This is a genomic window from Microscilla marina ATCC 23134 (assembly GCF_000169175.1).
Classification (GTDB): domain Bacteria; phylum Bacteroidota; class Bacteroidia; order Cytophagales; family Microscillaceae; genus Microscilla; species Microscilla marina.
In genome coordinates this window covers 111,160-125,192 of sequence record NZ_AAWS01000008.1, presented here as the reverse complement: position 1 = coordinate 125,192, position 14,033 = coordinate 111,160, and the positions used below count along the sequence as shown (strand labels likewise).

Genomic DNA, 14,033 nt, shown 5'->3' with positions numbered 1-14,033 from the left:
CCATTAGCCCTATTTTTTTAGCACAGTATAGTTTTATGTAATCATTGGCAAGTCTACAAAATACACATTAAGCTATATCACTGCTTAGCTTAAACCCCATTACCAGCATGTCATCGGTCTGGCTTCTCCTGCCTATCCAGGCATCCATTGTATCAGTTACAAACTGTTTTTGCTCCGCCATAGGCTTCAGGTGAATCTGTTTGAAAAGTGACTTTAGTTGACTTACCATAAACTTTTTGTCTGCTTCGCCCCCAAACTGGTCTTGGTAGCCATCCGAAAAAATATAAAAAGTAGAGGGTTGATCTATAGCAATATGGTGGGTAACAAAAGGGGGAAGGTTGTGTGCCCAGGAACCTATGCTTCTAATGCTGCCTCTGATCTTTTGCACTTCGTTGTTTTTGATATAAATCAAAGGGTTTTTGGCTCCTGCAAACGATACGCGTTGCTTTTGCTTATCAATTACACACAAGGCCACGTCCATGCCATCGCGGTTTTCAACCTCTTCGTGCTGCAGACTTTCACTCATAACCTTGTCTAGTTGTTCCAGAATATCGGCAGGGTCATCAGTATCAGATGTTTTCACTACTTCTTTTAGCAAATTACTCCCCAACATTGTCAATAAGGCTCCTGGCACTCCATGTCCAGTACAATCGGCAGCTACCAAAAACACCTTGCCTTGCTTTTCGTGCACCCAATAAAAATCTCCGCTTACTACATCCTTGGCCTTGTAATACACAAAAGATTCTATGACGTGTTTGCGCATGGTTGCTTCTGAAGGCAAAATGCTTTCCTGAATCATTTTGGCATACTGAAGACTATCGAGCATGTTTTTTCGCTTATCAGCAATTATTTTATTTTGCTGAATAATCTGTTGGTTGATCTCCTGAGTACGGGCTTTTTCCCACTCCAGCTTTTTCTCTTTTTCGTTTACCTTCCGGGTAAGCTCTTTGGCAATCTTATCGCCTTGCAACAATAAGTCTCGCTCCAGCTCTTTTCTTCGCGAAATGTCTTGCACCATTGCCACCACTACTGGTTTTGTTCTATAGGAGGTAATAATCAGGCGGAGGTTGGAAGCATACAGCGATTGGTCTTGCCGACGCAACTGGACTTCAAACTGAATGAATTCTTTGTTAGATTGGCTCAAAACCTTGATAATTTCTACTAAGGCGTCTTGGTTAAACTGGGGCAGAAGTTCATCAAAGCGTTTCCCCTTGAGTCCCTTCAAACTAAACTCAATGTTTGTTAACGCACTTTTATTGGCATATAACACCTCCAAACTGTGCATATCAAAAATAAACACTTCTTGCATGGCATCATTCAATACCTCAAACGACAACTCGGTGTGTTGGTGTTTTTTGTTGATGATGCTGTACCCAAGCAATTGTACCAAAATAGAGTCACTTTGGTGAGGCACTGCTATTTTGGTAAAATGAAACTTATATTTCACTCTGCCTCCATAGTCGCTTGCCAACCTCAGCAAAGTAATCTGGCTATTGTGTTCGGTTTGCATCAGTTTGTTGATGACCAACTGCAAGTGTTTATGATCTGCTTCGTCTGCCAAATGCTTAAAAAAACTGGGCAGTATTTCGGGCTTGCTTGAATAGTCCAATAATTGAAAAAAAGCTTTGTTGGCATCCAAAACCTGCCCTTGCTGATCGAGTAAGGCGAGGGCTTGTTGGGTATTGTCCAAAATATTTTGATGCCGGTCTTTGGTTTGCTGCATCTCATGTAGGCTCGCCTTCAAACTGGTTTTATCACGATACATCTTCAGAGACAAAGCTACAGAATCTTGCAAATCGGCTATCAATGCGCGTTGTTGTTCGGTCAACGCTTCGAGCAAATACACTTCCACCACCCCCAGAACCTCATTCTGATAGGTAAAAGGGTGTATTAACAAAGTTTTGGGCACTAGCTGAATATGTGCAGCGGCTTGTAACACTGGAGGATTTGCAAGCAATGGCACTTCATAAGGTTCTTTAGTTTTAACCACCTGCTGCAATAATGCATTTTGACTGCTTGCCAAGGTCTGACGTGAACGGGCACTAATAGCAAAACCGCTGACATACTCTAAGTGATTGGTATTGTTATCTGTCACTATGTACATAGCAGCTTGCACTCCTTGTATTCTGGGTACCAGTTTAGCCATCCAACCATCTGCCCAGGCTTCCACTGTTTGCCCTGGCTTACGAGTAAGCAAACCTTTTATTTCTGTAAGATGCTGTGCAAGTTTTTCTTTTGCTTCCTGGGCTTTTTTAAATAGCCGCAGTTGTTTTAATTCTTCCCTTAAAGCCTCAATATCCTGGTCTGAGTATTCATTTTTACCCCCATTGTTTCTATTTACTTTCATAGTGGTGTTTAAAAAAGCACGATTCTTCATCACTACTATTTTATTCGTTATGTGGTATTTGTTTCATCAATTTTTCTCTGGCTTCCATTTCTTCGGTAATATCAAACCTAATGGCAATATAACGCACCGGATTTCCGTTTTTATCCAGCACCGGGGCAATAGTCGCATCTACCCAGTATGTACTGCCATCTCTTGCCTGGTTTTTATATTTTGCATTGAATACTTTGCCACGTTGAATGGTTGCCCACATGTTTCTGAACATATCTTGGGGGGTATCGGGGTGGCGTACAATGTTATGGGGTTTGCCCACTAGTTCTTCCAAAGAGTATTGCGCGACTTTGCAAAATTTTTCATTAGCATAAGTAATCGTTCCATACAAATCTGCTTCTGACACTAAAGCCGCTTTATTTAGTAAATTGTCGCGTGCCTCAAGCGCTGCTTTTACCTCTTGATTTTCCTCCATTTGCCCTTCAAGATTAGCTTGTATGGCCTGCAGCTCTTCCATATTTTGTCGTAACTCTTCTTCTGAGTTTACCAAGTCAGACTGCTGTTGTTGCGACTGTTCAAGCAAGTGCTGCACTTTATTGCGTCGCTCCATCTCTTCGGTAATATCAAAACGAATCGCAATATATTTAATCAGATTGCCTTGAGCATCCAGCACTGGAGCTATAGTAGCGTCTACCCAATACTCATCGTTGTCTTTTGTTCGATTTTTGTACTTGGCGTGAAACACCCTCCCATCTTTAATGGTTGCCCACATTTCTTTGAAAACTTCTTTGGGTGTATCAGGATGGCGGATAATATTATGGGGTTTACCCAATAACTCGTCAAGGGTATACCCAGATATTTCACAAAATTTCTCGTTGGCGTAGGTAATCGTGCCGTATAAGTCTGCTTCAGACATCAGGGCTGCTTTATTGAGTAGGTTTACCCTTGCCTCTAGTTCTGCTTTTACCCGTTCGGTGGCACGCATTTGTTGCTCAAGGTTGGTTTGTACAGCAGTGAGTTCTTCCATGTTTTGCCTCAGCTCTTCTTCTGAAGTTACCAGGTCAGACTGTTGCTGTTGAGACTGCTCCAGCAAGTGTTGCACCTCTGCCCTTTTCTCCATTTCATCAGTGATATCAAACCTAATGGCAAGAAAACGCACCGGCACGCCTTCATCGTTGAGCACTGGAGCCACACTGGCATCTACCCAATAAGTGGTACCATCTTTTGCCTGATTTTTAAACTTCCCTTTAAATATTTTTCCACTTTGAATAGTATCCCACATTTTTCTGAACACCGCTGGCGATACCTCAGGGTGGCGCACAATATTATGAGGACTACCCAACAGCTCCTCGATACTGTATTTAGATACTTTAGAAAATTTTTCGTTGGCGTAAGTAATGGTTCCGTTGAGGTCGGTTTCTGACACTAAAGCAATTTTGTTCAATAACTGGTCACGTACCAGCAATTCTTGCTTCATGGCGTTGGTTTCCTGTACTTGCTTTTCGAGGTGCTCCTGGGTAGCAGTCATTTCTTCCATGTTCTGGCGTAGCTCCTCTTCTTGAGCTGCCAAATGAGTGGCCTGCTCTTGCGATACTTCTAACAAATGTTTGGTTCTGATGTTGCTCTGAATACTCCCCAACATAGACGCTATATTTTTGCTCAATCGCTCAGAAAGTAATATAAATTTGTCGGGAAGGTCTTCAACAAATACCAGTTCGATGGCTCCATAAGCCTCTTCGTTAAAAATTAGGGGAACAATAAGCAAAGCCACGGCAGGCACTTGCCCCAGCGATGAATCAACGGTAATGCTGACAGGGGGCAAATTGTTCATGTAAAGGGTTTCCTGGGTTTTTACGGCTTGCCCTACCAAACCTTCCCCCCAATAAAATTCTTTTTTGGGCAAATGTTCTGGCCTACAGGCATAACCTCCTGTAGCCACAAGCAACTCTTTGTCAATATTAGCAGTAAAAAAAGTACCGCGTAAAGCCTGAGTGATTTTAGCAAAATGATACAATACTGCATCAGCAAAATCTTCTATAGATTTGTCATAGCTACCCCGTAGTATCTCGTCAAATGACTGAAGGGTAGCATCTAGCCATAGTCTGTCTTGTAATGTTTGATCTTCTGTTTTTGCAAAGGTGTTTTTCAAATGATTGGTGTTCTCAATATTTTTCATAAATTCATTCTTATAGTCAACAAGCTTTCCCCCTCTAAAATAGTCCCAAACTACCATTAAAACAGAGGAATTTTCTTTTAATAAAAAAATCAGGCGATTTTACTTTTACCAGATTAGGTATACTTACTCAGTGTGTGTAATCAATACAGTGCTTATCAGAACATTAGACGCTGTAATATATTGTTTTGCAAGGGTGGCAAAACGTTGGCAAAGCATACACTTGCAGCGACTGATATATTTAGCTAATATATTGGTTATCAGCATATCAAAGGGTTTTGCTTCAAGTACAAAGTTAAAGGACACGTTTTTTTATTTATACAAGCAAGCACAAACAAAATGCCTGAAATAGTGCTTCAGGCAAAAGTTTCATTATTCAACGCATTAATCAAGCATGCTTCACTGACCAAACTCTAGCATAAGTCGCTCCCGAAACTTCTTGTTTTGTGTGGCAAACTCCACCATAAAGGCTTTCAAATCTTCTTTCGACAAACCCGCCAACATTCCATTTACCTCATTGCTCAGCTCAATAAAATCTTCTTCGGTTTGCAAGCGATCTTCTTTGATATGATACAACACAGCCACTACATGCTTGCAGACTTCACCCAAGCAACCATCAGAGCAATCACACTTGAAATGCTCTACATAACCATTACCAATTTTTATCTCTACATCATAAGACTGTGAACCTTTTACTTTGGCTGTCCACTCTCTAAACTCTTTTAGGCGAATATTTGTAATGTGTCCGTAAGCATAATAACGATGTCCACTAGAGGCTACTTTGGTGTCTATTACTTGTTCAAAATTTGGGAATGGTAACATATTTTTGTCTTTTGTGTATGGTGCTAATTCCTTTATAAATACAGTGTTATGTACGAAAATACGTGATTATGTTTCTATTCCAAATAGATTTACCAAATTTTGCTTTACTATGGCTTTTAGTTGAGTCATTTCCAGTGGCTTTCCAAGCTCTTTTTCTATAGAAGTAACCCCTTTATCAACGAAGCCACAAGGGTGTATAAATCCAAAAAAATCAAGGTTAGTATTTACATTCAAGGCAAAACCATGCATAGTAATGCCTCGGCTGGCGCGCACTCCCAACGCACATATTTTCCTGCTTTGTTCCACCCATATTCCGGGGGCGCCCTCTAGCCGGGCAGCAGCTATGCCAAAATACTGCAATGATTGAATAATAGCCTCCTCGATTAAGTGCACATATTGCCTAATGCCCAAGCCAAGGCGCTCAAGGTCTAATATAGGGTAACCCACCAACTGCCCTGGTCCATGATAGGTAATGTCTCCTCCCCGATCTATCTGGTAAAAAGCAGCGCCTTTGCTTTGTAGCTGAGCTTTTGACACCAATAGGTTTTCGGGCTTGCCGCTTTTTCCTAATGTATATACATGAGGGTGCTCACAAAACAACAGGTAGTTATCCGGTGATACTAAGCTTTGTTTAGGGTGATCTTTGGCATTTTTTTTATATGTCACCAACTGTTCAAATACCGTTTTCTGATAGTCCCAGGCCTCTTTATAATCTATAAGCCCTAAATCTTGAAAAACAATGGTAGGTGATGTAGCAGTTTTTTTATCCATGGGTTAAAATTCAAAAGTCAAAAAAAGCGAGAGATTTGCATCCCTCGCCTTGTGATATATGGTTTAAGTAATAGTAAACCATTGATAATAAGTCAATTACCCCCCTTAAATTAGGCGTAATTTTAGTGCACATGTTTTTCAGCGTGGTATGAGCTTCGCACCATTGGTCCGCTCTCTACATGCCTGAAACCCTTCTCAAGTCCTGCCACACGGTAACGTTCAAATACTTCGGGCTTAATGTATTCATATACTTTGCGGTGGTCTTTGGTAGGTTGCAAATACTGCCCAATGGTAAGTACTTCTACCCCGTTGGCGCGCAAATCGTCCATTGTTTCCAGTACTTCTTCTTCGGTTTCACCCAGGCCTACCATCACCCCCGACTTGGCACGAATGCCTGCCTCTGCTACAAACTTAAGTACCGAAAGGCTTCGGTCGTAGTTAGAGTTGCGGCGTACTTCGCGGGTAAGACGGCGAACAGTTTCCATGTTGTGCGAAATCACTTCGGGTTTTGCGTCTATTACTAATTGAATGTTTTCGGGCTTGCCCTTAAAATCAGGAATCAATACCTCCATGGTGGTTTCCGGGTTGAGTTTTTTGATCGCCTGAATGGTCGCTTGCCATACCGAAGCCCCCCCGTCTTTCAAATCATCACGGTCTACCGATGTAATCACTGCGTGCTTAAGCCCCATCAACTGCACCGATTTTGCTACCCGCATGGGTTCTTTCCAGTCTACTGTATCAGGTCGTCCGGTTTTTACCGAACAAAAAGTACACGCACGGGTACATACATCACCCAAAATCATTAGTGTAGCAGTACCACTCCCCCAACATTCGCCAATATTAGGGCACTTACCGCTGCGACATATTGTATGCAAACCATGATCTTCTACAATTTTGTCTACTTTTAAATACTCTTTGCCTGTAGGTATTTGAAGTTTCAACCATTTGGGTTTACCCAATTTGGTTTGCTTGTCCTTAATGGGTGCTTTTAAGGTCGTTTTATTTTGGGTTTCTTTCATATCTTCTCATCTATTAGTGTCAGGCATTGGTTCAACAACCGCATCGTTTTTCAATGCCCTGTTTGTGTTTTTAATACTTATAAATACATTTAAACATTGTGTAAGTGATCTTTCATAAATAATTTGAGCCATTAAAGTGTATCTATTGCCCTCATTCTTCTCAAAAAAAAAGCCTCATACCTTTGGCTATGCACCGTTTTTTTTGAATTGTCTGAGAACAATATATTTTCTTAAATTGGCACATCTTATTTTTTCCAGATCACTAATGGGCTGAAAAATAATTTTTAACTCCAATGACAAAATTTAAACATACTATTGTTACTGTAAAGGAATGGCATTATTGCCAAACTAACAACCATTTGCAGGTTCTGGTTTTACAAATATAAAAAAATATTCCAAATAAAATTTGGCAAGTGCCCGTAGGCTAAATTCAGGCAAAAACTGGTCAAAGGTTCATTAAAAACCTGAGCGTTTTTTATTGACAGAAAAACTAAAGATATCGGGGCGGTAATAATGCCCTGAGGTGTCCAAAGTCATTTTTTCGTAATACATTTCCTGCAAGTCTATTTCGGCAGTCACGATCTCCTCTTTGTCGAACACAGGCGGAACAATGTACCTGCCATCGGGAGCTATGATACAGCTTCCTCCCCGCAAAATATATTGTTCAGGGTTGGCCGCAAGGTTTTCGGGCAAGGTAAGCTCTTCGGGCAAATCTTTAGCTTTGAGCATTTGTCCGGCTGCCAATACAAAACAACGCCCCTCAAAGGCATATTGTCGGCTTGCCACCTGATGCATTTCATGTACGTTGGGCCACATTGCCACATGAATTTGCTCGGCGTCGTTGTGCAATGCCTGACGATTGAGCGGCATCCAATGCTCCCAACAAATTAAGCCTCCTACCTTGCCTACTTTGGTATCTTCGGCTTTGAGCCCGGCAGCATCACCGTGGGCATGCACTAGCTTTTCGGTAAAGGTAGGCACTAGTTTGCGGTGGTGGTTTACAATGGCTCCGTTGGCATCTATCAACACCAGGCTGTTGTACACCGATCCAACCCCTAAACCTTTTTCTACACGCTCGTTCATTCCAAGACTCAGCACTAGCTGATGCTTTTTTGCCAGCGCACAAATATGCTCCATCTCTGCCCCGTCGATCAATACACTATTTTCGCGAAAGCGGGCATATAGTTTTTTGGTAGGTAAATGATCCCAAAGGGCTGCTTCGGGTACATAATCAAACCATACCGGATAGCCAGAAAGCCATCCTTCGCCTACTACTACCATCTGAAGGTCTTGCCGGGCAGCTTGCTCTAGTAATGTGGTGAGTTTTTCTACACTTGCTGCCAGGTTTTGATGCACCGAGCTGTGCTGAATAATGCCTACTTTTATTTTCATTCTATAAATATGTTGGTTAATCACTGACCTTTCGCAGGTCAAAAATTTGTTCTCTGTGAAAAAATACCACTCAGCAAAATATGCTCATAAAAAGCAATGATTCGAGTATCTGTGAGCCATTACTTTTTTCTACAGGTAAAAAAGTAATCAAAAAACCCGCAGCTGTAGTTTGTTTCGCCTAAATCTGTTGCACTACGCCGAAACAGCTCAAACTCGCTTCGCTCAAACAGTGATCTGTTTTTACGGCTTCGTTTCACAGATTCTTAACGGCAACAAACTAAGGCTGAATCCAGCTGACGCAACCTTAGTCCTAAACTGTATTTTTTTGCTTAAAAACAAAAATACGTACTGCGAAAGGTCAGTTAATCAATGTGTTTTTAGTCCCCAGTGTGTTATAACAAGCTTATCCCAAACGTTTTGGCGTGGCTAAAGAATCCATATTTTATTTAGTTAACAATGAAATAACCTTGAGAATAGTTCTTGGCTTCTAATCAACAAACCCACAAACTACTCACCTTCAGTATTTTACAGGTTTACTGATTGTCTGTGAAGGGTTTGTATAATGGAGGTTATGTGGGCATCTAAGGACTTGTCGCTTGAAGCTTGCACCTTTACGCCAAAGATGGAAAAAAAGTAAAAACAAAAACATTTAACCTCCTTTTTGTCACAATTTGCCAGGTTATTGATAAACTATAAAAATCCAACTACTTTTTTTTTGCGTAGGTGTCATTGTTCCGCTAAGGGAAAAGTTACAGCTCCACCAAAATTAATAAGCACCTACTCTTCAGTAATGTAGAGTATATAAAGAAATACAAACCCTGACAGGGTATATAGATACCCTCATTGTCAAATAAACATTTACCATTTATTTTATGAGTAATACATCCAATTTACAATCGCAAAATATCCAATGGAAACAAGTGTGGAGTCTGATCGCCCTCAACCTGGCAATTGTCATTAGTTGGGTCGCCTACAACAAGTACCAACCAGAACTACTTACTCAGTTTAGGTTTAGCCAGTACGTATTTGAACTCGCCATTGTACAAGGACTTATTTTGTTTGTAACCCCACCTATTGCTGGTTGGTTTGCTGACAAAGCACGCCTCAAAGACAGTCGCCCCATACCAGTGGTAGGCATAGGAATCAACTTTGTCTCTATGGTTTTTATGGTAGTAGCAGTTACTGTATGGGCCAACCCTGGTGGTATTATACGTATGCTTTTCCCACTTATGATTGTACTATGGTTGGTGTTTATGAACGTGTTTCATAGCCCGGCTATATCTACCCTGGATATGTTTGTGCCTAGGGAAAAACTGCCCCAGATTATGGCTATTTTTGCGGTAATCACTGACATGGCGGCCTCTATTGAGCCTTCTATCATAGACCTGATTACTTTTTTTGGTGCTCCTCTTACCTTTGCCGCAGGTGGTTTAATGGTGTTTGGTGCTGGTTTATGGCTGCAACGTACGGTGCGGAGCTTTAAACCTCTCACTGGTAACGATCAAAATACTGATAAGCCTCAAACTCCATCGCGTTTTGGAGTAGTGTTATTATTAGGTTTGTTTATGGGGCTCGCCACCATGTACTTCTTTGAGCTTTTTCCTAATTTAACCGCCGCAAAGTTACCTTTCTTAAAGTCTACTGGTTTTAAAAGCTCTTATTTTACTTCTATTTTAATTGCCTTTTCTGCCTTACTTTGTTATCCATTGAGCTTATGGGCACAACGTTTTTCGGTGGTCAAAGCTGCTTGGATTGGTGTAGTAGGTTGTGCAGTCATGCTACTAGGCATATCAGTATTTTCGGGTACCCCAGCACTGGTTTGTTTTATCTTGTATCCTGTTTTTTATGCCCTTATGTCAGTTACATTTCTTCCATTGGCTTTTGTCAACCTTTCGTCTCGCCAAAAAGTACTGGGCATTGGATTGTTTTTTAGTGGGGTACAATTGGCAAGTAGCGTAGTAGAAGCATTACAAGCGGGTAAATTTATATAGATTATCCCTGTTATAAACTTGTTGAAACAGGTTTATTTTCCTATTTTTCCTTATACTTAATTACAAACTAATCAATTAGCTGAAAGTAGTGTTTTTCGAGCTTGATCTAAATTTTTGCGGTCACAAATACAATACAATTAGCATATGATGCGCGAGTGAGCACTACTTACTAACACACACTTTTGAAGCTAAAGAGGTATTATAAGGTTATGTCAAAAACAATTATCAAAGAAGTAAAGACAGGTCATGGAGCTTTTAGTGTCCGAGACAACGAACAAGATGGACTTGTAGTGGTGCTATTGCACGGTTGGCCTGAAACTTCTTATTGCTGGGAAGCCATGCTGGATTATTTACCTAAAAACCACCGCTTGATCCGCCCCGATTTGCGCGGGTTGGGCAATAGCGACCGTAGCTTGGCACGTCCGGCTTACCTGAAAAATGAAATGGCTGCCGATATATGGCGTATCCTCGATAAACTGGAGGTCAATCAAGTAGTTTTGGTAGGGCACGACTGGGGTGGAGCTATAGTGCAAGAAATGGCCATCAGTCAGCCAAAACGGGTGCAAGCAATGGTTTTAATGAATATTTTATTAATTAATAACCTCAAAGGAAACCTCAAAGCAAGAGAAGCACACCTACAAAACGACAACCTGCCTAATTGGTACCATCTGCTTTACCAACAAGAAAACCTCCCCGAACGCCTCATTGAGGGTAACGAAGAAGTATGGTTGCGTTATTTTTTGCGTATGTCAAAGCAAAGGCTTTTCCCTGAAGAGGCTATAGAAGAATATTTGCGTGCTTTTAAAATACCGGATACACCTACTACCAGTGCCTACTACTACCGCACCTTGCCCAAAGACAAAAAACGCTGGGCAACTTATGAGGAACATAAGTTTACGATGCCTTCTTTATATGTTTATGGCAAACGCGACTCTGTCATTATTCCTTCTTTTCTGGAGCACATCGACGATTGTTTTGAGCATATTACAGTCAAAGAGTTCGATGCGGGGCATTTTGTACACGAAGAACTGCCAGAAGAAGTAGCCCAGGCTTTGAATGATTTTTTAGCAGAGATTGAGGGCTGACTTGCTGGTACACTAAAAAAATCTCACCCGCACACCTCCGTAAAAATTAATCGTAGCACCTGGTTCATAAAAACGTTTGCCAAAAGCATTGATTCTCAGGTTACTTGTATACCTCATGTTCAATAAGTTATTTACCCCGGCAAAAGGCTCAATTGCCCAGTTTTTCCATGACTTTTTCCAGCCTGCCCTTAGGTTCACCAACTGATAACCAGGGTCAACTACGCTGTTGTCATTGTTGGCAAATATACGCCCATTGAACCGGGCACTCACTGCTATATAACTCCCATTGGGGTATATATACCGTGCCCCCAGGTGGCCCATGTGTTGGGGAATTCCTGGCAACACTTTACCTGCATAGTTTTGACCATCGGCTACAAACGAATCAAAAACAAACCGAGAAAAAGTGTAACTGCCTTCCAGCAAAACACCAGGCACAAACTGGTATTTTAGGCTGGTTTCTATGCCTTGGCGGGTAGAAGCGCCCGCGTTGTTGTAAAAAATACGCTGAGGAAAAGCGGCCAGTTCAAAAGGAAGTAGTTCGTTTTGTACCTGAATGTAAAACAAAGCAGCTGTATAGTTTAGCTTTTTGTGTGCTAAACCCTTAACTCCCAATTCATAACTGATCGCTTTTTGTGGGGTGAGCTCAGGATTAAAACCACCTGTAGCCTGAGGATTGGCAGATAGTTCGCTCAAGGCAGGTGTCTCAAAACTTGTAGACAAATTGGCGTATATATGGGCAAACGGGGCAAAGCTGTACACCACACCCAAGCTGGGGTTAAACACCCGAAATGATTGATTACCCGAAGCATCGCCATTGCTTAAAAAACGGTCGATTGCGCTCACCTTGATAACATCATACCGGGTTCCTAAATTAACTTTAAATACAGGGCTTAACTCAATATCTTGTAATACAAACAGACCTGTAGTGGCAAAGCCTTCTATTTGATACAGGGTTTGCGCCCCTCTGGTGCCTTGTAGGTTTTGGTAGCGTTGTCGGTTATCTCGCTGGTTTTCAATGTCTATGCCTGCCTTGATTCTATAGTTATTTGGTTGGTTTTGGTAATAATAAGTGGCACCACCGCCAGCATAAGCCCGCCGGAGCTGAACAATGCCTCCGTTTTCAAAAGGAAGGCGGTTAGAAAAGCTACGGTCTAAGAAAAAACCCTTGAGTTGCAAACGCTGACGAGGACTGAACTGATGGGTCAGTATCGCTCCCACTTTTCCTTGTTCTACTGCCTCTCCGGTAGCAAACATCACGTTTCTGTCACGGGCTGCCCTGCGTTGGTTATCGGCCTCTGGGCGGGTAAGTGCACCAGGATCGTCTGCCTTGGGCGAAAACACATAATTATAAATGAGTTTTAGATGGGTATGAGTGTTTAGTTTCCACTCTAAACGATTGTATAGTAAAGTGCTTTGCATGGCACTTTGCGACCGATAGCCATTGGTTTGGGTATGGGCTACGTGCAAAAAACCGCCCAGCTTGCCTTGTTGCCAGCCGGTTTTTAACTGGGAACGTTGTAAACCAAAAGACCCGGTAGTAAGCCCTAGCTCAACATAAGGCTTGGACGGCAATGCTTCACTGCTAAAGCTGATCACACCTCCTGCGGCATTGCCATAGAGACTGGAGCTTGCCCCCCTGATAACCTCCATTTGCTGAAAAGCCCCCAAGTCGAGGTTATCTACTTGAGCCTGCCCGTCGGGAGTAGATTCGGGCAAACCATCTACCATGATCTTGATGCCTCGGATACCAAACGCTGCCCTTGCCCCAAAACCCCGGATAGACACCCGCAAGTCCTGGGCAAAATTGTCGGGATTGAGCGCCACCAACCCCGGAATGTTTTGTAATGCTTCGTTGATAGATAATTGACGTTGCCCGGTTTGCATATAAAACGCATCAGAAACTGTTAAAGCATAGGGTACTTGTTGTTCCAGGCCTGCCATACGCGATGCAGTTACTATTACACTATCTAACAGCTTGGTAAGCGAGGTATCGGCAGGTGTTTGCGCAAAGCCAAACGAGGTTGTGAATGATACGGATAAAAAGCAAAGAACGAAAAAACGAAACCGCGTTTTTTTTGACATAAATTTTTGTTTGGATGATACAACTGAGGGGGCAAATGTAGGGGTAAAAAAATAAAGAATTCGGATGAGGAACCGCAACATTTGGAAACTTTTATTTCCAAGTAAAGTTTCTTGAGATATATCTCTTTGCATTGAGAAAAACCCCTTAATTTTTATTATTATTAAGTTATTAACTTAAACTACTCTACCCTACTATTTTTCGCCCTGATTTGTGTCTTCACAAATCACCTCACCCACAAGCTTAAAAAACGGCTTATTTTAGGGTTTCGATCGCCCCCGAATGGCGGGATTTATCAATTGGTGAAGACACACAACCGAGGCGAGGAAGGTACTTTTAAAAAACCGAAGCTACAGTTTTACTGT

9 protein-coding genes are annotated in these 14,033 nt (G+C 41.8%); 2 read left to right on the top strand and 7 right to left on the bottom strand.

The window, feature by feature from the left end:
* Positions 1-67: 67 nt before the first annotated feature.
* The 6 genes from M23134_RS08905 to M23134_RS08880 all read right to left on the bottom strand — a co-directional run bounded on the left by M23134_RS08905 (position 68) and on the right by M23134_RS08880 (position 8,512).
* Positions 68-2,347, bottom strand: a complete 2,280-nt coding sequence (locus tag M23134_RS08905) for a SpoIIE family protein phosphatase (protein WP_002695615.1) — start codon at positions 2,345-2,347, stop codon at positions 68-70.
* 40 nt (positions 2,348-2,387) lie between these two features.
* Positions 2,388-4,511 carry a PAS domain-containing protein gene (locus M23134_RS08900; RefSeq protein WP_198144996.1) on the bottom strand — a complete coding sequence of 708 codons (2,124 nt, stop codon included), beginning with the start codon at positions 4,509-4,511 and terminating at the stop codon, positions 2,388-2,390.
* Between the two features lie 396 nt (positions 4,512-4,907).
* A complete protein-coding gene (locus M23134_RS08895) occupies positions 4,908-5,330 on the bottom strand; it encodes an SWIM zinc finger family protein (protein ID WP_002695613.1) in 423 nt (140 codons plus the stop codon).
* A 66-nt stretch (positions 5,331-5,396) separates the two neighbouring features.
* Complete coding sequence (lipB, locus tag M23134_RS08890; RefSeq protein WP_002695612.1) at positions 5,397-6,101, bottom strand: lipoyl(octanoyl) transferase LipB; 705 nt, start codon at positions 6,099-6,101, stop codon at positions 5,397-5,399.
* A 122-nt stretch (positions 6,102-6,223) separates the two neighbouring features.
* Positions 6,224-7,120, bottom strand: coding sequence for a lipoyl synthase (gene lipA, locus M23134_RS08885; RefSeq protein WP_002695611.1), 897 nt, complete (start codon positions 7,118-7,120; stop codon positions 6,224-6,226).
* Positions 7,121-7,576: 456 nt separating this feature from the next.
* Positions 7,577-8,512 carry a carbon-nitrogen hydrolase family protein gene (locus M23134_RS08880; protein WP_002695609.1) on the bottom strand — a complete coding sequence of 312 codons (936 nt, stop codon included), beginning with the start codon at positions 8,510-8,512 and terminating at the stop codon, positions 7,577-7,579.
* Positions 8,513-9,384: 872 nt separating this feature from the next.
* Between M23134_RS08880 and M23134_RS08875 the strand changes: the two genes are divergently transcribed.
* Together M23134_RS08875 and M23134_RS08870 are read left to right on the top strand one after the other, a co-directional pair.
* Complete coding sequence (locus M23134_RS08875; RefSeq protein WP_002695608.1) at positions 9,385-10,503, top strand: MFS transporter; 1,119 nt, start codon at positions 9,385-9,387, stop codon at positions 10,501-10,503.
* A gap of 209 nt (positions 10,504-10,712) precedes the next feature.
* Positions 10,713-11,588 carry an alpha/beta fold hydrolase gene (locus tag M23134_RS08870; RefSeq protein ID WP_002695607.1) on the top strand — a complete coding sequence of 292 codons (876 nt, stop codon included), beginning with the start codon at positions 10,713-10,715 and terminating at the stop codon, positions 11,586-11,588.
* A gap of 12 nt (positions 11,589-11,600) precedes the next feature.
* Here M23134_RS08870 and M23134_RS08865 read toward each other — a convergent pair whose 3' ends face one another.
* Positions 11,601-13,670, bottom strand: a complete 2,070-nt coding sequence (locus tag M23134_RS08865) for a TonB-dependent receptor family protein (protein WP_002695605.1) — start codon at positions 13,668-13,670, stop codon at positions 11,601-11,603.
* Positions 13,671-14,033: the final 363 nt, after the last annotated feature.